This is a genomic window from Glutamicibacter sp. BSL13 (assembly GCF_052928425.1).
Map to the genome: position 1 here is coordinate 1 of NZ_JAVGCZ010000025.1, position 20,012 is coordinate 20,012.

At 63.8% G+C, this 20,012-nt stretch carries 16 protein-coding genes and 1 pseudogene; 10 read left to right on the plus strand and 7 right to left on the minus strand.

Annotation, left to right across the window (positions count from 1 at the left end; translation table 11 throughout):
- From rpsI to RCJ92_RS06715, 3 genes are all read left to right on the plus strand, one after another.
- A partial coding sequence (gene rpsI / locus RCJ92_RS06705) for a 30S ribosomal protein S9 (RefSeq protein WP_446754115.1) occupies positions 1-451 on the plus strand: 451 nt, incomplete at its 5' end.
- A gap of 187 nt (positions 452-638) precedes the next feature.
- On the plus strand, positions 639-1,985 hold the full coding sequence (glmM, locus tag RCJ92_RS06710; RefSeq protein WP_138177246.1) for a phosphoglucosamine mutase: 1,347 nt from the start codon (positions 639-641) through the stop codon (positions 1,983-1,985).
- A gap of 194 nt (positions 1,986-2,179) precedes the next feature.
- Positions 2,180-3,568, plus strand: a complete 1,389-nt coding sequence (locus RCJ92_RS06715; protein ID WP_343831884.1) for a UDP-glucose dehydrogenase family protein — start codon at positions 2,180-2,182, stop codon at positions 3,566-3,568.
- 129 nt (positions 3,569-3,697) lie between these two features.
- Here RCJ92_RS06715 and RCJ92_RS06720 read toward each other — a convergent pair whose 3' ends face one another.
- The 3 genes from RCJ92_RS06720 to glmS all read right to left on the minus strand — a co-directional run bounded on the left by RCJ92_RS06720 (position 3,698) and on the right by glmS (position 7,655).
- The gene (locus RCJ92_RS06720) at positions 3,698-5,215 is read right to left on the minus strand and encodes an NAD(P)H-hydrate dehydratase (RefSeq protein WP_446754116.1); all 1,518 of its coding nucleotides are present in this window, start codon (positions 5,213-5,215) and stop codon (positions 3,698-3,700) included.
- A gap of 103 nt (positions 5,216-5,318) precedes the next feature.
- Positions 5,319-5,672, minus strand: a complete 354-nt coding sequence (locus RCJ92_RS06725) for a holo-ACP synthase (protein ID WP_138177255.1) — start codon at positions 5,670-5,672, stop codon at positions 5,319-5,321.
- 111 nt (positions 5,673-5,783) lie between these two features.
- Complete coding sequence (gene glmS, locus RCJ92_RS06730; protein WP_138177258.1) at positions 5,784-7,655, minus strand: glutamine--fructose-6-phosphate transaminase (isomerizing); 1,872 nt, start codon at positions 7,653-7,655, stop codon at positions 5,784-5,786.
- A 135-nt stretch (positions 7,656-7,790) separates the two neighbouring features.
- Here glmS and coaA point away from each other — a divergent pair, with 135 nt between their 5' ends.
- From coaA to tsaD, 7 genes are all read left to right on the plus strand, one after another.
- On the plus strand, positions 7,791-8,750 hold the full coding sequence (gene coaA / locus RCJ92_RS06735; protein ID WP_446754117.1) for a type I pantothenate kinase: 960 nt from the start codon (positions 7,791-7,793) through the stop codon (positions 8,748-8,750).
- Positions 8,751-8,846: 96 nt separating this feature from the next.
- The gene (gene mscL / locus RCJ92_RS06740) at positions 8,847-9,239 is read left to right on the plus strand and encodes a large conductance mechanosensitive channel protein MscL (RefSeq protein WP_138177264.1); all 393 of its coding nucleotides are present in this window, start codon (positions 8,847-8,849) and stop codon (positions 9,237-9,239) included.
- 191 nt (positions 9,240-9,430) lie between these two features.
- Complete coding sequence (gene alr / locus RCJ92_RS06745) at positions 9,431-10,600, plus strand: alanine racemase (RefSeq protein WP_446754118.1); 1,170 nt, start codon at positions 9,431-9,433, stop codon at positions 10,598-10,600.
- Entirely contained in the window at positions 10,593-11,204 is a 612-nt protein-coding gene (gene tsaE / locus RCJ92_RS06750; protein ID WP_446754119.1) for a tRNA (adenosine(37)-N6)-threonylcarbamoyltransferase complex ATPase subunit type 1 TsaE, read from the plus strand. Before alr ends, tsaE begins: the two co-directional genes overlap by 8 nt.
- Positions 11,201-11,875: a tRNA (adenosine(37)-N6)-threonylcarbamoyltransferase complex dimerization subunit type 1 TsaB gene (gene tsaB, locus RCJ92_RS06755; protein ID WP_446754120.1), complete on the plus strand. Its 675-nt coding sequence runs from the start codon at positions 11,201-11,203 to the stop codon at positions 11,873-11,875. The genes tsaE and tsaB overlap by 4 nt, the downstream gene beginning before the upstream one ends.
- Positions 11,872-12,357: a ribosomal protein S18-alanine N-acetyltransferase gene (gene rimI / locus RCJ92_RS06760; RefSeq protein ID WP_446754121.1), complete on the plus strand. Its 486-nt coding sequence runs from the start codon at positions 11,872-11,874 to the stop codon at positions 12,355-12,357. Before tsaB ends, rimI begins: the two co-directional genes overlap by 4 nt.
- On the plus strand, positions 12,354-13,424 hold the full coding sequence (gene tsaD, locus RCJ92_RS06765; protein ID WP_446754122.1) for a tRNA (adenosine(37)-N6)-threonylcarbamoyltransferase complex transferase subunit TsaD: 1,071 nt from the start codon (positions 12,354-12,356) through the stop codon (positions 13,422-13,424). The genes rimI and tsaD overlap by 4 nt, the downstream gene beginning before the upstream one ends.
- A 420-nt stretch (positions 13,425-13,844) precedes the next feature.
- On the opposite strand, the pseudogene RCJ92_RS06770 reads toward tsaD, so the two are convergent.
- The 4 genes and pseudogenes from RCJ92_RS06770 to RCJ92_RS06785 form a co-directional block, all read right to left on the minus strand.
- A pseudogene (locus RCJ92_RS06770) lies at positions 13,845-14,151 on the minus strand (transposase); the annotation flags it as partial.
- Positions 14,152-14,164: 13 nt separating this feature from the next.
- The gene (locus RCJ92_RS06775) at positions 14,165-17,248 is read right to left on the minus strand and encodes a type I restriction endonuclease subunit R (protein ID WP_446754123.1); all 3,084 of its coding nucleotides are present in this window, start codon (positions 17,246-17,248) and stop codon (positions 14,165-14,167) included.
- Positions 17,235-18,581, minus strand: coding sequence for a restriction endonuclease subunit S (locus tag RCJ92_RS06780; protein WP_446754124.1), 1,347 nt, complete (start codon positions 18,579-18,581; stop codon positions 17,235-17,237). Before RCJ92_RS06780 ends, RCJ92_RS06775 begins: the two co-directional genes overlap by 14 nt.
- Positions 18,578-19,921, minus strand: a complete 1,344-nt coding sequence (locus tag RCJ92_RS06785; protein WP_446754125.1) for an HsdM family class I SAM-dependent methyltransferase — start codon at positions 19,919-19,921, stop codon at positions 18,578-18,580. Before RCJ92_RS06785 ends, RCJ92_RS06780 begins: the two co-directional genes overlap by 4 nt.
- Between the last annotated feature and the right edge of the window lie 91 nt (positions 19,922-20,012).

Here is a 20,012-nt window from a genome sequence, read left to right on the forward strand (position 1 = left end):
CTACACCACCGAGTCGGCCCCGGCCGCAGCTGCCGGCGGCGACGTCGAGCGCGCGCCGCTGACCGTGTCCGGTGGAGCCGTGGGACGCCGCAAGCAGGCCATCGCCCGCGTGCGCCTGGTGCCGGGCAACGGCACCTGGACCCTGAACGGTCGCGACCTGGCAACCTACTTCCCGAACAAGCTGCACCAGCAGGATGTCAACGAGCCGTTCAAGGTCCTGGGCCTTGAAGGTTCCTACGACGTGTTCGCCCGCATCCACGGCGGTGGCCCCTCCGGCCAGGCCGGTGCACTGCGCCTGGGCATCGCCCGCGCGCTGAACGAGATCGACCGCGACGCCAACCGTCCGACCCTGAAGAAGGCCGGTTACCTGACTCGCGACGCCCGCGTCATCGAGCGCAAGAAGGCCGGTCTGAAGAAGGCCCGCAAGGCCTCGCAGTTCTCCAAGCGCTAAGCAGTACCTGCGCAGGACAAACCCCATTCCCGGGATCTTCCGGGAGTGGGGTTTATCCCTTTTCAAGCACTATTGTGAAAAACCGCTGCCCGGGCGGTGCGAGGAGCATCAAATTTCATTCACGAATGGGGTTCCAGCACCCAAATCAGCGCTTTTTCGCCCCGTTCAAGGCATATGATGGTGGACGATGGCAAGGTTATTTGGGACCGATGGGGTCCGTGGAAAAGCGAATGAACTGTTGACACCGGAGCTGGCGATGCGTCTGTCGCAAGCCGCCTCGGTGGTTCTGGGGTTGAGCCAGTCTGAAGACGGCCGACGCCCGGTAGCCGTAGTGGCCAAGGACCCGCGCATCAGCGGCGACTTCCTCTCCGCTGCGATTGAAGCGGGCCTGTCGGCCTCCGGTGTGGACGTGAAGGACGCCGGCACCCTGCCGACCCCCGCCGCCGCATTCCTGGTGGGCGACCTCGGGGCCGACTTTGGCGTGATGATCTCCGCCTCCCACAACCCGGCGCCCGATAACGGCATCAAGTTCCTGGCCCGCGGCGGGAAGAAGCTGGACGACTCGCTGGAGGACGCCATCGAGGCGTGCCTGCAGATGGAGCCGCCGCGCCCCACCGGGGGAGCGGTGGGTCGGGTCTCGCGTTTCGCCGACGCTGAGGACCGCTACGTCATCCACCTGCTGCAGACCCTGCCTAACCGCCTGGACGGACTGAAAGTGGTGCTGGACTGCGCCCACGGCGCCGCCTCGGGCTGCTCCCCGGAGGTGTTCAACGCCGCAGGCGCAGAGGTCGTGGTCATCGGGGCCGAACCCGATGGCGTGAACATCAATGACGGCTACGGTTCCACCCACCTGGAGAAGCTGCAGGCCGCCGTCGTGGAGCACGGCGCGGACCTGGGCATCGCCCACGACGGGGACGCGGACCGCTGCCTGGCGGTGGACCACGAAGGCACCGTCATCGACGGGGACCAGATCATGGCCATCATGGCCCTGGCCCTGAAGGAACAGGGCAAGCTGAAGGATGACGTGCTGGTCGCCACCGTCATGAGCAACCTGGGCCTGAAACTGGCCATGGAAGCCAACGGGATCACCATCCGGGAAACCGGGGTGGGGGATCGCTACGTGCTGGAGGAGATGAACGCCGGAGGCTACTCGCTGGGCGGGGAACAGTCCGGGCACGTGATCTTCAGCGAATACGCCACCACCGGTGACGGGGTGCTCACCGGGCTGCAGCTGGCCGCCCGGGTCAAGGCCTCGGGCAAGTCCCTGAAGGAACTGGCCCAGGTGCTCACGGTGCTGCCGCAGGTGCTGATCAACGTGCGCGGGGTGGACAAGGCCGCCGTGCACGACAGCGCCGAGGTCATGGCCGCGGTCGCCGTCTCCGAGGAACGCCTGGGCAGCACCGGCCGGGTGCTGCTGCGCCCCTCGGGCACCGAACCGGTGGTACGGGTGATGGTGGAGGCCGGAAGCCAGGAACAGGCCCGCAGCGAAGCCGAACTGCTGGCCGCCGCGGTCCTGCAGCACCTGGCGCTCTAGGAACGCCAACACACCGTTGTAACACCTGCGTCCCGGATCCGGCCCGTGCCGGGTCCGGGACGAGAATTTATCCAGTGTTTGCCGCTGGTTGGGCAACATCCCGCCCTGCCCGAATGCTGCGGGCCATAAACTCACAGCGACGCGGCCAACACCGGCCCGCCCAAACGGCGGGCAGCAACTGATGGGGGTAGAACATGAGTCTACGCGTGAGTGTCATCGGCACCGGATACCTGGGTGCCACCCATGCCGCCTGCATGGCAGAACTGGGCTTTGAAGTCATTGGCCTGGACGTGGACCGGGAGAAGCTGGACGCGCTCTCGCGCGGCATCCTGCCCTTCCACGAACCCGGGCTGCCCGAGCTGCTGCAGAAGCACGTGGCCGGCGGACGGCTGCGCTTCACCGACTCCTACGCCGAAGTCGCTGCGGCGGCGGACATCCACTTCATCACCGTGGGCACCCCACAGCGCACCGACTCACAGTCCGCGGACATGAGCTACGTGGACGGCGCGGTGGACAGCCTGCTCGAACACGTCACCGGCCGCGCCCTGATCGTGGGCAAGTCCACCGTCCCGGTGGGCACCGCCCGCCGGCTGAGCGAACGCATCAAGGCCGCCGCCAGACCCGGCAGCGACATCTCACTGGCCTGGAACCCCGAGTTCCTGCGCGAGGGGTTCGCCGTCAAGGACACGCTGCGCCCGGACCGGCTGGTCTACGGGGTGCAGAACGAACAGGACCTGGCCCGGCTGCGGGAGGTCTATGCCGACATCCTGGCCCAGGACACCCCCGAGGTGGTCACCGACCTGGAAACCAGTGAACTGGTCAAGGTCGCTGCCAACGCGTTCCTGGCCACCAAGATCTCCTTCATCAACGCCTTCGCCGAGGTCACCGAAACTGTGGGCGGGGACATCCGCACCCTGGCCGACGCCATCGGGCATGACGCCCGGATCGGACGGCGCTTTTTGAACGCCGGGGTGGGCTTTGGCGGCGGCTGCCTGCCCAAGGACATCCGTGCCCTGCAGGCCCGTGTCTCCGAGCTCGGGCTGAGTCAGACCATGGGGTTCCTGGCCGAGGTGGACCAGATCAACCTGCGCCGCCGTGACCGGGTGGTCGCGCTGGCCGAAGCCATGCTGGATTACAACCTGGCCGGCAAGCACGTGTGCGTGCTGGGGGTGACGTTCAAGCCCGACAGTGACGACGTGCGTGACTCGCCGGCCCTGGACATCGCGGTGCGGCTCTACAACTCCGGGGCGGACGTATCAGTGTATGACCCGGAAGGCAACGACAACGCCCGGCGACGCTTCCCGCGCCTGCACTACGTGGATTCCTGGAAGGAGGCCGCGGCGGACGCCGATGCGGTGCTGCTGCTGACCGAATGGGCCGAATTCCGTGAACTGCAGCCCGAACAGCTCGGCGCCGTGGTGCGCCAGCGTCAGTTGATTGACGGGCGCAACGTGCTGGACCGGGCCCTGTGGCGGGAAGCCGGGTGGACCATCACCGGTCCGGGGGAGCGCTTCGAGGTGGCCAGCCCCGAACTGCAGACCCAGTCACTGACCGTGGTGCCCGTTCCCGGCACCAACAACTAGGTACGGCGGCGCCCGGCAGCAGAAAAAGAGCCGCCGGACATCCGTAAAAACCTCAAGGGCCCGGCCCCAGACCCACAGGATCGCTGCTCCTGTGGGTCTGCGGCCGGGCCCTTGGTCGCCTGGCGGGGGCTAGAAGCCGAAGCGGGCCATCACCCGGGGCAGCACCTCGATCAGCCGGGTGGCGCACACCGTGGAGTCCTCGGCGGCCACCCGTCCCACCTCGCCGTGGATCACCGCGGCGCAGGCCGTGAGCTCCAGCAGCCGCTGGTTGCTGACCAGTGCGGTGCCCTGAACGCCGGTGAGCGACGAGTCGCTGAGCAGGGTGCCCAGGATGCCGGTGAGCACATCCCCGCTGCCGGCAGTCGCCAGCTTCGGGCTGGTGTGGCAGACCACCAGGGTCTTGCCCCCGGGCTCCACAATGTAGTTCGTTGGCCCCTTCAGCAGCACCACCGCGTTGTAGGACAGCGCCGCCCACCGGGTCCACTTCTGCGGCTCCTCGGCAATGTCCTGGGCGGTGACGGTGATCCCGGCGCGGCGCAGCAGCATCCGCAGCTCCTTGGCGTGCGGGGTGAGCACCCGTGGCTGCTCACTGGGTCCGGCCGGGACAATCTCCAGCCCGCTGGCATCGATGACCGCCGGCTGGCGGCTGCTGAAGACCTTGCCAATCACCTCGGACGGCTGGCCGGAGGGGTCCAGGCCCGGTCCAATCGCCCACGCCGAAATCTTCGCCCCGCGTCCATGCAGGTGGCGCCGGGATTGGGAGAGCGCCTCGGCGACCTCCTGGTCGCCCAGCGGCACCGCCTCGGGGGCGCTGGCCGCCATGTACGCCTGAACCTTGTCGGGCATGTGGCTGCGCAGCAGCCCCACCCCGGCATTCAGGGCGGCACGGGCGGTTAGCTGGGCGGCGCCCGGGTAGCGGTCGGAACCGGCGATCAGGCCCAGCACGCCGCGCTGGTACTTGTGGCGGGCGGCGTCCCGCCAGCTGCGGTGTTCATCCAGCAGCTGCCCGGCAGCCTCGGGGTCCACCAGCCAGGCCATGGGGGACTGGTCGGAAAAATCAAAGTCGAGGGTCACCAGGGACAGTTCCCCGGTCAGCAGCGGCCCGTCACCGGTCAGCAGGCCCTCCTTCAGGGCTCCGAACGTCACGGTGCGGACGGCGGGGAGCGCCGCGTCATCCGCGACACCGGTGGCAGCATCCAACCCGGAGGGCACGTCCACCGCCAACACGGGCACGCCGCGCGGGACGGTGGGCAGCTTCGCGCCCGGGCGGTAGCCCAGACCGTAAATGGCATCAATCACCAGATCGGCACCGGAGGCCGCCTGCGGCGCGTCCGCGGCGGTGGTGATGGTGCCCCCGGCGGTGCGCAGTTCCTCCAGCGCCGGGGTGTGGGACTTCTCGCTGAGCAGCACCGCGGTCGCGTTGTGTCCCTGGCGGGCCAGATTCGCCAGCGCGTAGAGCCCGTCCCCGCCGTTGTTGCCCGGGCCGATCAGCCCGACAATGTTCTTCCCCGGCTCGCCGTGCAGCAGCCGCACGGCCGCGTCGCTGACCGCGGCGGCCGCCTGCTTCATCAGTTCCTCGGAGCCTCGCCGGGAAATTTCGGCCTTCTCAACCGTTCGGACCTGCGCAACACTGAAGACGGGGATCATAGATTCAGAATACTCACCGTAGCTTGGCATGGTGAGGTTTGAGGCGTCCCGTGTCGTAAACTCCCAGCCGGGGTAGCGGGGTAGCAATGGGATAGTAGCGGCACTAGGCGCGCTCGGCGACCACCATCGCCACCGCCATGTCCCCGTCATGGCTCAGGGACAGATGCCAGGAGTGGATGCCGCGCAGCGCCGCGGCGGTGGCCACACTGCCCGTCACGTGCACCTGCGGGTCCCCGGCCGCGTCCTTGATGATGGAGCAGTCCTGCCAGTTCATCCCCGCCGGGGCGCCCAGCGCCTTGGCAATGGCCTCCTTGGCGGCGAAGCGGGCCGCCAGCGAGCGCAACGGCAGGCCGCGCTCTTCCGGGGTGAACAGGCGCCCTTCCAATGCGGGGGTGCGTTCCAGCTGGCGTCCAAAACGTGGCACATCGACAATGTCCACGCCAATTCCTGCGATCATGCTTCCTAGCCTAGGGGATCAGAACGGTCGGGCCGGTAGTGCCCAGGGTGAACGAGACAACGGCCGGGCACCACCTGCAGGTGGTGCCCGGCCGTTGCCAGAGGGGGCCGCTTACTCGACGGTGACCGACTTGGCCAGGTTGCGCGGCTGGTCCACGTCATAGCCCTTGGCGGTAGCCAACTCGCAGGCGAACAGCTGCAGCGGCACGGTGGCCAGCAGCGGCATCAGCAGGGTCGGGGTCTCGGGCAGGTAGAAGACGAACTCACCGTAGGCCTTGACCGCCTCATCGCCTTCCTCGGCCAACACCAAGGTCTTGGCGCCGCGGGCGCGCACTTCCTGGATGTTCGAGACAACCTTGGAGTGCAGCGAGTCCCGCCCACGCGGGGAGGGGACCACCACGAACACCGGCTGGCCGTCATCGATCAGCGCGATCGGGCCGTGCTTCAGCTCGCCGGCGGCGAAGCCCTCGGCGTGAATGTAGGCGATTTCCTTCAGCTTCAGCGCGCCCTCCATGGCCACCGGGTAGCCGACGTGGCGGCCCAGGAACAGCACCGAGGTGGCATCGGCCATGGAGCGGGCCAGTTCGCGGATGGCATCCGAGCGGTCCAGGATGTCCTGGATCTTGGCCGGGATCTTGCCCAGGTCGGCCATGATGTCCTTGATCTGACCGCTGAACAGGTTACCGCGCAGCTGGGCCAGGTAGAGGCCCAGGATGTAGGTGGCGGTGATCTGGGCCAGGAACGCCTTGGTGGAGGCCACCGCGATCTCCGGGCCGGCGTGGGTGTAGAGCACCGCATCGGATTCACGCGGGATGGTGGACCCGTTGGTGTTGCAGATGGACAGGGTCTTCGCGCCCTGCTCCTTGGCATAGCGAACGGCCATCAGGGTGTCCATGGTTTCCCCGGACTGGGAGATGGAGACGATCAGGGTGTTCGCATCCACGATTGGCTCACGGTAGCGGAACTCGTGGGAGAGCTCGACCTCCACCGGGATCCGGCACCAGGACTCGATGGCGTACTTGGCCACCGACCCGGCGTAGGCGCTGGTGCCGCAGGCCAGCACCACGATCTTGGTGACGTTGGCCAGTTCCTCGGCGTCAATGCGCAGCTCATCAAGGGTCATCCGGCCCTCGGCGTCCGAACGACCCAGCAGGGTGTCGGCCACCGCGGCGGGCTGGTCGTAGATTTCCTTCTCCATGAAGGAGGGGAAGCCGCCCTTTTCGGCGCTGGCCGCATCCCAGTCCACCGTGAATTCCTTACCCTGGGCGCTCTCGCCGTCAAAGCCGATGATCTGGTGGGTGTCCGGGGTGATGGTTACGATCTGGTCCTGGCCCAGTTCCACCGCCCGGCGAGTGAAGTCAATGAATCCCGAGACATCCGAGCCCAGGAAGTTTTCGCCCTCGCCCAGGCCCAGCACCAGCGGGGAGTTGCGGCGGGCGGCCACCACGACGCCCGGGTGGTCCTTGTGGGTGGCCAGCAGGGTGAAGGCACCCTCCAGGTGGTTCACGGTCTGGCGCAGCGCCTCGGTCAGGTCCCCGGTGCCCAGCTCACGGTAGGTCTTGCCCAGCAGTGCCGCGGCAACCTCGGTGTCGGTCTCGGACAGGAACTGCACGCCCTCGGCCAGCAGCTGGGCCTTGATTTCGGCGAAGTTCTCGATGATGCCGTTGTGGATGACGGCCAGGTTGCCATTGTCCGCCAGATGCGGGTGCGCATTGACGTCGGTGGGCCCGCCGTGGGTGGCCCAGCGGGTGTGGCCGATACCGGTCTGGGAGACCGGCAGCGGGTTCTCGCTGATTTCGTTTTCCAAGTTGGCCAGCTTGCCGGCCTTCTTCCGGGCATGGATGGCGCCGTCGGCGACGACCGCAACCCCTGCCGAGTCGTAGCCCCGGTATTCCAACCGGCGCAGGCCCTCGATGAGGACCTCTAACGCATCATGACCGTTGTTTCCGGTCGGTGTACCTGCATATCCAACAATTCCGCACATGCCAGAAAGCCTACCTTTTGACGGCGCCCGGCAGATAGAAAATGTGATACCGTCCCGCCAGAAAAACCTGTGTTATGAGTCACGGGCCGGTCTCCTGTTTGGGTGTGAGGTCAAAAGTTGGCACAATTTCCTCTCGTGGAACCAACGCAGCTTCAGGACACCTCGATCTCCCCATTTGTCGAACTTGACCGGCAAACCTGGGCCCGGTTGTCCAACAAAATGGAGCAGCCGCTGAATGTGGAGGACATTGAACGGCTGCGTGGTCTGGGCGACGGCCTGGACCTGCGTGAGGTCCGCGACGTGTATCTGCCCTTGAGCCGGCTGCTGTACCTCTATGTCACCGGCGCCGGGGCCACCCACCAGGCGACAACGACCTTTTTGGGGGAGAAGACCCGCCAAACTCCCTTCGTGATCGGGGTGGCCGGTTCGGTGGCGGTGGGCAAGTCCACCACCGCGCGCGTGCTGCAGGAGATGCTGCGGCGTTGGCCGCAAACCCCGGACGTGCAGCTGATCACGACCGACGGGTTCCTCTACCCGAACGCCGAGCTGGAACGCCGGGGCCTGATGGAACGCAAGGGCTTCCCCGAATCCTATGACCGCCGTGCGCTGCTGCGCTTTGTCTCGGCCGTGAAGTCCGGCGCCCCGGAAGTCAGCGCCCCGGTCTACTCGCACCTGACCTACGACATCCTGCCCGATGAGCGCAACGTGGTGCGCTCGCCGCAGGTGCTGATTGTCGAGGGGCTGAACGTGCTGCAGCCGGCCCGCACCCGTTCGGATGGCACCGTGGGGCTCGCGCTCAGCGACTTCTTTGACTTCTCCGTCTATGTTGATGCGCGCACCAGCGATATTGAGGAGTGGTACATCAGCCGCTTCATGAAGCTGCGCTCCGGTGCGTTCCTGGACCCGGCCAGCTACTTCCACCGCTACTCCAAGCTCAGTGACTTCGAGGCCCGCGCCACCGCCCGGCGCATCTGGAAGAGCATCAACGAGCCGAACCTGAAGGAGAACGTGCTGCCCACGCGCGGGCGCGCGCAGTTGGTGCTGCGTAAAAGCGGGGATCACTCGGTCACACGGATGCTGCTGCGTAAAATCTGAGAGTACGCTCAAAATACGGGCAATGGGCTACAAATTCGTTAGAAAATATTCCTAGACCAAGCTCTTTCAGAGTTTATCCATGTATATGATCGATCCATGCTAAAGGGTTTCCGCGATTTCATAATGCAGGGCAACGTTGTCGACCTCGCCGTTGCCGTCGTGATTGGTGCCGCTTTCGGCGCCGTGGTCAACGCATTGGTGGACAGTGTGTTGATGCCGTTGATCTCCGCACTGGTCGGTGCGCCGAGCTTTGACGACTTCCTGGTGTTCAACATCAACGGCAACCTGATCCAGGTGGGTGTCTTCCTCACCGCCCTGGTCAACTTCCTGCTCATTGCCGCCGCCGTCTACTTCGTGATCGTGCTGCCGATGACCAAGGCCACCGAGGCCCTGAAGCGTCACCGCGGCCTGGAGGAAGAGGAAGAGGAGCCGGATCCGCAGCTGGCGCTGCTGGAACAGATCCGCGACGAACTGCGCACCCTGCGCTAAAGGCCAGTCCCTCACCCACATCAGCCAACCTTGCGGGGTACATCACGGTTCACAGCCTAGATGCACCCCGCCTTAGCGCGCGTGACGTCCCAGCGAACCGGTGCCGCGCGCGCAGAGAAGCGAAAAGTGCGAAGATAGCAGATGTGAACTTTGAAGTGGTAGAGCAGCAAGCGGCACCCGGCGGCGACCCCATGAGTGCCCCGTGGGAACGCCGAGCCCTGGTGGACCTGTCAGCAATCCGAAACAACGTGCGCCAGGTGACCGACCTGGTGGCCCCGGCCAAGGTCATGGCCGTGGTGAAAGCCGACGGCTACGGCCACGGCGCCTACCGGGTCGCCCGGGCGGCACTGGAAGCCGGGGTCAGCTGGATCGGCTGCGCCCACGTCACCGAGGCACTGGCGTTGCGGGCCAAGGGCATCGACGCCCCCCTGCTGGCCTGGCTGCATACCGCGGACACCCCCTTCGACCAGGCGGTCGACGCCAACATTGACCTGGGCGTCTCCGGCTGGGAACTGGAGCACATCGCCGCCGCGGCCCGCAAGATGGAAACCCCCGCGCGTATCCACCTGAAGCTGGATACCGGGCTGGGACGCAACGGCGCCATGCTTGACACCCTGCCCACCCTGCTGGAACAGGCCATGACCTACCAGAACGAGGGACTGCTGCGCGTAGTGGGGATCTTCTCCCACCTGGCGGTTGCCGACGAACCGCAGCGCCACGAAACCGACGAGCAGCTGGCCGCCTTCGACGCCGCCATCACCCAGGTGGAGCAGGCCGGATTCGACCTGGAGGTACGGCACATCGCCAACACCCCGGCCATCCTTTCCCGCCCGGACTCCCACCACGACCTGGTCCGCCTCGGCTTGGGCCTGTATGGGCTAAGCCCCTTCCAGGACGAGGAACCCTCCAACTTCGGGCTGCGTCCGGCCATGACCCTGGAAACCCGGGTCGCCAACGTGAAGAAGGTGCAGAAGGACCAGGGCGTCTCCTACGGACTGAACTACCGCACCACCGGGGAAACCTATTTGGGGTTGATCCCGCTCGGGTACGCCGACGGCCTGCCGCGCATCGCCACCGGCGCACCGGTGAACATCCACGGCATCACCTACCCGGTGCGCGGGCGGATTGCCATGGACCAGTGCGTGGTGGACCTGGGCCCGGACATTGACCCGGAACACTTCCTGGGCGCCACCGCCCGGGTGTTCGGCGAATCCGCCGCACCGGTCACCGAATGGGCCAACGCCGCCGGAACCATCAACTACGAGGTCGTCACCCGGATCTCCCCGCGCGTGCCGCGCATCTACCTGGAAGGCAGCTGGGGCGAGTCCTACCTGGACGAGGAAGAGGACACCGGTGCCTAGCACCCCGCAGCATCACAATCAGCAGGACGGGCACGCCCAGCAGCTGACCCTGCATCCTGCCACCGTGGAAGCCACCCAAGCGCTCGGCGCAGAACTCGGACGGCAGCTGCACGCCGGGGACCTGGTCATCCTCACCGGGGAACTGGGTGCCGGCAAGACCACGCTCACCCAGGGCCTGGGAGCAGGACTGCAGGTGCGCGAAGGGGTCATCTCCCCAACCTTCGTGCTTTCGCGCATACACCCAAGCCTGGTCGGCGGACCGAACCTGGTCCACGTGGACGCCTACCGGCTGAGCGACCCCACCGAAGTGGACACCCTGGATCTGGAGGACACCGCCCCGAATGCGGTGACCGTCGTTGAATGGGGTGCCGGGAAGGTGGAGCACCTGAACAACTCCCGCCTGGAGCTGACCCTGGCACGCGCGGCCCTGCCTGCGGACACCACCACCGCGTCCTGGGAATTCGATGATGAGGGCAGCGATGAACCGCGCACCCTGACACTAAGCGCCACCGGTCCGGACTGGGAACCGGCGCGCTGGGAGCAGCTGCGCGCGGCGCTCGAGGCCACCTTGAAAAGCTTCAGCAACCCGGAAGGCCAGCCATGAGCAACTACCTGGTCATAGACACCTCGGCCCACACCTCCGTGGCCGTGATAGACGCCGACGGCACCGTGCACGCCGAAATCACCAGTGAACGGTCCAACGACCAAACCGAAACCCTGGTCAGCTACATCCACCAGTTACTGGCCCAGGCGGGGCTGGAAGGCAAAGAACTGGCTGGCATCATCGTGGGCACCGGGCCCGGTCCCTTCACCGGGCTGCGGGTAGGGTTGGTGGCCGCCCGCACCCTGTCCTACGTATGGGGTGTGCCGCTGCACGGGACCATGTCCCTGGGAGCGCTCGCTGAACGGGTGCGCCGCGAACTGCAGCCAGACACCGAATACCTGATTGCCACGGACGCGCGCCGCCGCGAGGTCTACTGGGCGCGCTTCGCCGCTGACGGCAAGCTGTTGGATGGGCCGCACGTCTCGGCCGCCGGGGAACTACCGGCCCTGGAAGTACACGGTGTGGGTGCCGGACTCTATGCACAAGAACTCGAAGAGGCCGGAGCCAAGGTGGCCGCTGCCAGCCGAGACTGGCTGATCCGAGCTGCCGACCTAGGGCCGCGTGCGCTCGCCGAACTGGCAGAGGGCGCGGACCTGTCTGATACCGCCCCACGCTACCTGCGCGAGTCCGACGCCCAGGTCCCACAGTTCATGAAGCAGGCCAAGTCATGAGTCATGAAGCAGCTCAGTCCCTGAACCCGGTACTGCGCACCATGCTGCCGGGGGACATCCCGGCGGTCCACGCCCTGGAAGTGGCCAGCTTCCCGGCCGATGCCTGGCCGGTGGAACTCTTCGAAGCCGAACTGTCCCAGCACGAGACCCGGGATTACTGGGTGTACGAAGCCGAAGGGCAGATCCTGGGCTACGCGGGCCTGTGCACCGTACTGCCCTTCGCCGATGTGCAGACCATTGCCATCCGTCCCGATGCCCAAGGCCAGGGGCTTGGACGCAAGCTGATGCAGGTGATGATTGAGCGTGCCCGGCAGCGCAACGCCCGCGATGTGATGCTAGAAGTGCGCAAGGACAACCCGGTGGCGATCGGGCTGTACCTGTCGCTGGGCTTTTCCAAGATCCATGAACGCGCCAAGTACTACCGCGACGGCACCGACGCACTGATCATGCGCCTACGGCTGCGCGAAGAGGAGACGAAATGAGCACGGCCAAAGCCCCCATCGTATTGGGCATCGAATCCTCCTGCGACGAAACCGGGGTAGGCATCGTGCGCGGCACCCAATTGCTGACCAACACGGTCTCCAGTTCCATGGACCAGCACGTGCGTTTCGGCGGGGTCATCCCGGAGATCGCGGCCCGCGCCCACCTGGAAGCCTTCATCCCCACCCTCGATGCGGCGCTCGCCGACGCGAAGCTGACGTTGGATGAAGTCGATGCCATTGCAGTGACCAGCGGTCCGGGCCTGGCCGGTGCACTGATGGTTGGTGTCGCCGCCGCGAAGGCGCTGGCCCTGGCCACCGGCAAGCCGCTGTACGGCATCAACCACCTGGTCGCCCACGTTGGCGTCGGGGTCCTCGGTGGCAAGCCGCTGCCCGCCGAGTTCGGTGCGCTGCTGGTCTCGGGTGGACACACCGAAATCCTTAAGGTCACCTCGCTCACCGATGACGTACAGCTGCTCGGCGCAACAATTGATGATGCCGCGGGCGAAGCCTACGACAAGGTCGCCCGGTTGCTGGGCTTGGGATATCCAGGCGGTCCGGCCATCGACAAGGCCGCAACCAAGGGAGACCGCAAGGCATTCCGATTCCCTCGCGGATTGAGCCTGCCCAAGTTCACCGGCACCGCTGAGAACCCAGGCAAGCACCGCTACAACTTCTCGTTCTCAGGGCTGAAAACCGCGGTATCACGGGCTGTTGAGCACTTCGAGTCCCAGGGGCTGGAAGTCCCGGTTGCTGATATCGCCGCATCCTTCCAGGAAGCGGTCGTAGATGTCATCACCGTCAAGGCGGTTCGCGCTTGCACCGAGAACGGACTAAACACCCTATTGCTCGGCGGGGGAGTGGCGGCCAATACTCGACTGCGCGAACTGCTGGCGGCGCGCTGCGCTTCGGCCGGCATCGACCTGACGGTCCCGCCGTTTAACCTCTGCACCGATAATGGGGCGATGGTTGCGGCGTTGGGGGCGCAGTTGGTCGAAGCTGGTGCCGCACCAAGCGGAGTGGACTTTGCGACCGACTCCTCGCAGCCGGTGACGCGGATTGCGCTTTGACGAGATAACAGCGCGAGTCTTGAATAGGTCCGGAACTCAATAGCGACGGGGAGCAGACCTATCGGTGCGCGGCAAACACTGATGCATATCCTGGAAAGCCAGGGCTTCGGTGAGGCGTTTACGCCACAGAGTTGACGGGCGATCCGAGTCTCAGACCGCCAGCGCGGCCTCATGCGTGGCGCGAAGCCCGGGGGAGCATTTCTCCCGCACGCGTGAGTGCAGACTCACGGTGGCGACGTTCTGACGACACCTGTCAGCGATTTCTCGCACCGTCAGGCCAGCGGCATACATCATGTCCCACTCGGGATGCCGTGAAACTTTTCCGCCAGCCATAGCGATCACGTTAGCGCAACAGATACAGAGTGGACAGTGATCAGCGTTTTCTGGCTCTTCAAGATTTAGCGTGGCGCAGAATGTTCGGCACGGCCGTAAGACCGCCGTGTACAACAGTATCCGAAGCCGATAATGAGCATGATTCCGGTAGCCCGACCGATCCGGTTTAGGTTCTTCGACGTCAGATTCGCCGCCTCGCTCCGGGCGTTCTTCAACCTGGTGCGCACAAAGACCAGTAGCTCCCGGCGCCAGGCGGTCAACGTCGTGGACAGTGACTTCGCTTCAACCATTTTCGTGGCCTTCACGGATTTCTCCAGCGCCGCCCACCGGGATTGGAATTCATGGATATCCTGGCTTTCAGCAGCTGCCGCACATGCTCCTTGGGGGTGTAAAGACGAAGAAAGCGTTTACTCATTGGCCAGGGCATCGGTTTGGGCTTGCTTTCTCGCGCGCTCCTGGAGTCCCGCGGCGAGCAGCACTTCGACGAGTTGCGCGGGACCTTGCATGTCCATGAGCGCGGTGATTGCTTGCTGGTGTCCTTCACCCGCGGTGTAGATGAGCTCTTCGATGGTTTCGGGCAGGGTGGGGGAGGTGTTGAAGTCGCCGGGGCCGTTCGCGATGGCTTCGCGTTGGATCTGTTCATGGTTTTCCGCGTGGCGCATGATTGATTCAACGGCGTTGATCTGGTCCTTGTCGCTGATACCGGTGCCTTCGAAGATCTTGTTGATCTGCTCGATTAGTTCCCCGAAGGTACCGGTGGTTTTCTCCCGGGGACTGGAGGAGCCCGCACCGGTGACGCCTTTCAGACCGCCGCCTTGTCCCGGGGTCAGGGTGAGCGTCTGGGTTTCTTGTTTCTTCAGGGCGTAGTGGGTGAGGACCACATCTGAGAGGTCTATCCGGTTGCCGGTCGCGTTGGTTCGTAGGGCCTTGGAGAGCAGTTTGAGGTAGATCGCCAGTTTCTCGATGCGGGTATTGCCGTAGTCGATGATCTGGGAGAAGAAGTCGTAGGACTTGTTGAATGCTCCTGCGGTCTTGCGGAAGTCATCGAGCAGCTCGCGTTCCAGGGTGTTGCCGGTGAGGGTGGCTTGCTTGTATCGGTCGTGGAAGACGTCGATGGCCGGTTGCAGATGTGAGTACAGGCCGTTGTGGTTGCGTTGGGCGACCCATTTCTCGGCGACTAGATCCACGTCCCGGCCGTTGTAGATCCCGGTCGCGTCGAGTTTTATGATCATGTCGTGGATGAGGTCCGGGTTGGACGCTTCGTGGATGGTGGCTTCTTCGTAGTAGTCCTGGAACGCGGCGAGGATGGTTCCGGGATCGTTGACGAAGTCCAGGACGAAGGTCTGGTCCTTGCCGGGGATGACCCGGTTGAGCCGTGAGAGGGTCTGCACGGCGGCGATGCCGGAGAGTTTCTTGTCCACGTACATGCCGACCAGCAGGGGCTGGTCGAACCCGGTCTGGAACTTGTTGGCTACCAGCATGATTTGGTATTCGTCGGTGGCGAAGGCCTTGGCCAGGCCGCGGCCCTTGAGCCCGGGGTTCATGGTGTGCTCGGTGAACGGGTCAGGTCCGGAGACAGGGTCGGTGACTTCGCCCGAGAACGCCACCAGTGCTGCCAGCTCGGTGTCATACCCCTTAGCGTGCAGGTAGTCGTCGATCGCGATCTTGTAGCGGACGGCTTCCTTGCGCGAGGAAGTCACGACCATGGCCTTGCCGCGCCCCGCCAGATGGTGGGCGACGTTCTCGCGGAAGTGCTCCACGATGATCCGCACCTTTTGGGCAATGTTGTAAGGGTGCAGGCGCACCCACTGCATCAGCGCCTTCGACCCCTGATCGCGGTCGACTTCCACGCTGGCCGCGTCTTCGTTGGCCTGCGCGATGCGCGCGGCCATTTCATAGGTGGTGTAGTTCTGCAGGACATCGAGGATGAATCCTTCCTCGATGGCCTGCTTCATCGGGTACAGGTCAAAGACCTGGGGCTCGCCGGTCTCGTCTTCTCGGCCGAACAGTTCGATCGTTTTGGCCTTCGGGGTGGCGGTAAACGCGAAGAACGAGAGGTTGCGTGTCGCACCGGCACGGGCCGCCATTTCCGCTGCCAGCAGGTCTTCGGTGCTGTAGTCCTCGTCCTCCTCCAAGTGCAGGGAGGTGAGGACCTTTTTCAGGGCCTTGGCCGCGTCGCCGGATTGGGAGGAGTGCGCTTCATCGGCGATGATCGCGTAGGTGCGGTCTGCGAGTCCTTGGTTGGCGCGGATCTCTTCCATTGCGTGCGGGAAGGTTTGGAGGGTCACGCCGATGATTTGCCGGCCCTTGAGCAGCGCGTCGGCCAGCTGCTTGGATTTGGAGCCTTCGGAGCCGTGGGTGATCGGGGCGAAGACCCCGGCCACGGTTTCGAGTTGTTCGATGGCTTTTTGCAGTTGCCCGTCCAGCACGGTCCGGTCGCTGATGACGATGACTCCGTCGAAGACCTTGGACCCGTCCTCGCGGTGCAGGGCCGCGAGCCGGTAAGCGGTCCAGGCGATGGAATCGGTTTTTCCCGATCCGGCCGAGTGCTGGATCAGGTAGTTGTGTCCGGGCCCTTCGGCCAGTGCGGCATCGGCCAGGGCGTTGACGGCCCGCCATTGGTGGTAGCGGGGGAACCGGGTGGCGGTAGTGAAGGATTTCTTGCCGGTGATCGGGTCGGTGTGCTCGGAGAAGCGGTAGTGGATGAATTTGCCTAGCACGGTCAGCCACGCGTCCGGGTCGAGCAGCTCCTCCCAGAAATAGGCGGTGGGTGAGGTGCCTTCACGGTCGGGGTTGCCGGCGCCCTTGTTGTTGCCGGTGTTGAAAGGCAGGAACCGAGTCGAGGGGCCTTCCAGTTTGGTGGTCATGTGCACTTCACGGTTGGACACCACGAAGTGCACCAGCGCGCCGCGGCCGAAGGTCAGCAGGGGTTCGTGCTTGGGGTTGCGGTCGTGCCGGTATTGGGCGAGTGCTGCTTGCGCGTCCTGGGTGAGGTCGGTTTTCAGTTCGGCGGTGGCCACGGGGATCCCGTTGAGGAAGAACACCAGGTCCAGGGATTTGTTGCCGGTGGTGGAGTAGTGCACCTGCCGCATGACGCGTAACCGGTTTTTGCCGTAGCGTTCGAGGGTGACGGGGTTCAGACTGTCGGCGGGCTTGGGCTGGAACATCCGCAGCGTGGCGGGGGTGACCCCCACGGGTTTCTTCAACGCGTTCAGGGTGCCGCCGCTCTTGACTGGGTCGGTGCCCATCACCGTGACCAGACGGTCCAAGATGCGGAGCTTGGCCTTGGCCAGCATGGTCGGATTCAACCCGGGCTTCAGGACCTTGGCCAGCTCGTCCGGGGCGGTGTCTTCGAGCCACGCGAACACATCCTCAGGGAAGAGCGCCCGTTCCTTGTCATAGCCGGCGTCGGTGGGGGAGTAGTGCCACCCGTGGGCTGCGAGGTGTTCGCAGATCTCGTTTTCGAACTCGATCTCGTTATGCAACGCCAACAGACTGCTCCTGGGTAGGGGTGGGCCCGGTGGTGAGCCCGCGGACATCAATCTTTCCGGTGACCGCGGCACTGATCACCGCGGCCCGACGCTCCTTGGACAACGCGATTGCCTCACGGGCATCCGTGATGGCCGCGTCAATCTCTGCCGTTTCTCGGTCTAAGTAGGTGGAAATCCTGGCCTGTTCGTCGGAGCTCATCCTTGGAATACGAAGCCGCCCCAACTGGTCACAAGTCAGACCTCCTTTCGTGCCACCATTACCCTCACTGATGAAACGCAATTGTTGGTAGGCCCCCACCGAGAACCAATAAGCGTACGAAGCATTCAAAGCTGATGACGGTGTTACATACGCTATGTGCTGATTGATCGTAGAGTTAATACCCAGCCTTGTGACCATGCCGCGGGTCTTGCCTTGACCGGTCAACCCAACTAGGAGGCTCCCAGCAGGCACCATCGGCAGATGGCAGGCCTTTACGGCAGTTGTGGTTACAAACTTGCTTGGTTCAACAACTTCATCCAAATTAACGCACGAGCTATTGAGCCACGGGATGTCACCGTCGGCCCAATAATCCAGATTATCCGTAGCTGGAGTGGAACCGTTCCCTATCTGTGAAAGCCAAGATAGCTTTTCAACCGTCCAATGCTCAGGAATTTCACCTAACCATTCGAGCCCACTATTCTTCATCGGCGCGTCCGGGTTGAGGCCCTTGGTGACTGCTTGGGTGATGGTTGCTGTACGTCGCTCTTCCAACAAGGCGATGAGTTGTTCCTGGTCCGCGATAAACGCATCAATCTCGGCGGTCTCACGATCCAAATAGTCAGCAATATCTTGTTGCTCATGAGGCGGCGGTAGGAGAATCGGTGTAGCCCTATGTTGGACCGGATCAAGATCCCATTGATTTGGGCGAACCCCAGAAGAAATGGCTGCGTAGCGATTGAAATATGGCGTGGAACGCATCAAAAAATGCGCGAACTTTGAGTGAGTGTGACTTAGCGCTTTGAACACGAAGTATGCACGGCTGACAATGCCTGATAGTTCAGATATCGCGACAGACCCCTGCCAGGCCTTCATCTTGTTTATAACCAGATCACCGACGCCGACAAGCTGATACTTGGGTAGGTCTTCAGATGCCTTGTTGAAGTTATCATTCCTGCTTTCTTTGGGAACGACGCCATAGTCCCGATAGACCGAAAGCAGAATCTCAGAACCCGTCCCTAGTGTCTTGGTTCGTTTAAACAGCGTCCACAGTGGGACGATTTTCCAGTGGGAAGGAATTTCTCCTAGCCACTGCTGACCGCTGTCCTTGTACTCTGAGTATGGCTTCAGACTCATGCTTTCACCTGCTCAAGACGTGCGCGGATGCGGCCGAGAACAGCATCGAGGTCCGCGTCGATCTCTTCCAACGAACGCGGGGGCGTGTATTGGTAGAAGTGGCGGGTGAAGGGGATTTCGCAGCCTTCCTTGGTTTTGTCTTCGTCGATCCAGGCATCGGGCACGAAGGGCTTGACCTCGCGTTCGACGTAGGTGTGGATGTCTTCGTTCCAGGGGACGTTCTCGGTGTCACGCAGGTCGGTGTCCGGTTCGATCTTCCCCTTGGCTCCGGTGCACACGTCGGCGGTGTCATCGCGTTCGGAGAGCCCCGCAACGAGTGTCTTGAACTGGGGTGCACTCAATTCGACGCCGCCGGTCTTGAGCTGGTTCTTCAGTATCTTCGTGAATTCGTCGCGGTTCTTCAACAGCACGGTGTCGTCCATGGACTCAAGTGTGTTGCGCAGGCCGGCCATAGCTTCTGGCGTGAGCTTGCCGAAGGCCTTGGCCGGCAAGGCGGCGTCGATGCGGTCGACAGTGGTGGCGAAGTTCAGCTTGAGTGGGCGTTCGATGGTGATGGTGCGGTAGAAGAAATCGGTGGTGTCGAAGATCTTCGACTGGTTGGTTTCCGCGAAGTCGCCGTAGAGCTTCACGATCGCTTGGATGTCCTCCGGGCCCAGTTCGTTGCGTTTGGAGCCCAGGCCCTTGCGCATCTTGCGGAACAGCTTTGACCCATCCACGAGTTGCACCTTGTTGCGACGCTTCGGGGACTTCTCTTTCGAGAGTACCCAGATGTAGGTGCTGATGCCCGTGTTGTAGAACATGTCGGTCGGCAGGGCGATGATCGCTTCCAAGTAGTCGCGTTCCATGATCCATTTGCGGATATTTGATTCGCCGGAGCCCGCGCCACCGGTGAACAGCGGGGAACCATTCAGGACGATGGCGGCACGGCCTCCGGTGGATCCCTGGGCCGGTTCGCGCATCTTGGAAATTAGGTGCAGCAGGAAGAGCATGGAGCCGTCCGAGACGCGGGGTAGGCCCGGGCCGAAGCGGCCTGCGAAGCCCTTTTCCGCGTGTTCTTCGCGGACGGCTTTTTCCTGCTTCTTCCAGTCCACGCCGAATGGGGGTTCCCTGTAAGGCTTACCTGTGTTGTAAAACCTTCCCTTTCCAAGTATTTCCCTCCCCGCGGCCTCGCGACTACCAGTGGCGAGGCCGCCGCCCGCCCGATACGGAACGCATAACGCTCTCACCCAGCCCCGGGGCCTGAAGATGACCTTTGGTTTTCCACACCGGGATGTCTTCGGCAATCGAGAAACACCCGTCGTCAGGTTGTCCGCATACTTATTTGTAGGTGGGCGCTGCAACAATCGCAGTGTTCAGACTTTCAACCATGCTGACGATTGGAGCTTCGAACTTCAACAAAATGTAAAGAATCTGATACATTGAGAATTACTT

Bases quoted from the DNA above. Each gene is read 5' to 3' on its own strand.
- rimI (WP_446754121.1), top strand. From the start codon at position 11,872: ATGAGTCATGAAGCAGCTCAGTCCCTGAACCCGGTACTGCGCACCATG.
- tsaB (WP_446754120.1), top strand. From the start codon at position 11,201: ATGAGCAACTACCTGGTCATAGACACCTCGGCCCACACCTCCGTGGCC.
- alr (WP_446754118.1), top strand. From the start codon at position 9,431: ATGAGTGCCCCGTGGGAACGCCGAGCCCTGGTGGACCTGTCAGCAATC.
- RCJ92_RS06720 (WP_446754116.1), bottom strand. From the start codon at position 5,215: ATGATCCCCGTCTTCAGTGTTGCGCAGGTCCGAACGGTTGAGAAGGCC.
- glmM (WP_138177246.1), top strand. From the start codon at position 639: ATGGCAAGGTTATTTGGGACCGATGGGGTCCGTGGAAAAGCGAATGAA.
- RCJ92_RS06715 (WP_343831884.1), top strand. From the start codon at position 2,180: ATGAGTCTACGCGTGAGTGTCATCGGCACCGGATACCTGGGTGCCACC.
- RCJ92_RS06780 (WP_446754124.1), bottom strand. From the start codon at position 18,581: ATGAGTCTGAAGCCATACTCAGAGTACAAGGACAGCGGTCAGCAGTGG.
- tsaD (WP_446754122.1), top strand. From the start codon at position 12,354: ATGAGCACGGCCAAAGCCCCCATCGTATTGGGCATCGAATCCTCCTGC.
- glmS (WP_138177258.1), bottom strand. From the start codon at position 7,655: ATGTGCGGAATTGTTGGATATGCAGGTACACCGACCGGAAACAACGGT.
- RCJ92_RS06725 (WP_138177255.1), bottom strand. From the start codon at position 5,672: ATGATCGCAGGAATTGGCGTGGACATTGTCGATGTGCCACGTTTTGGA.
- mscL (WP_138177264.1), top strand. From the start codon at position 8,847: ATGCTAAAGGGTTTCCGCGATTTCATAATGCAGGGCAACGTTGTCGAC.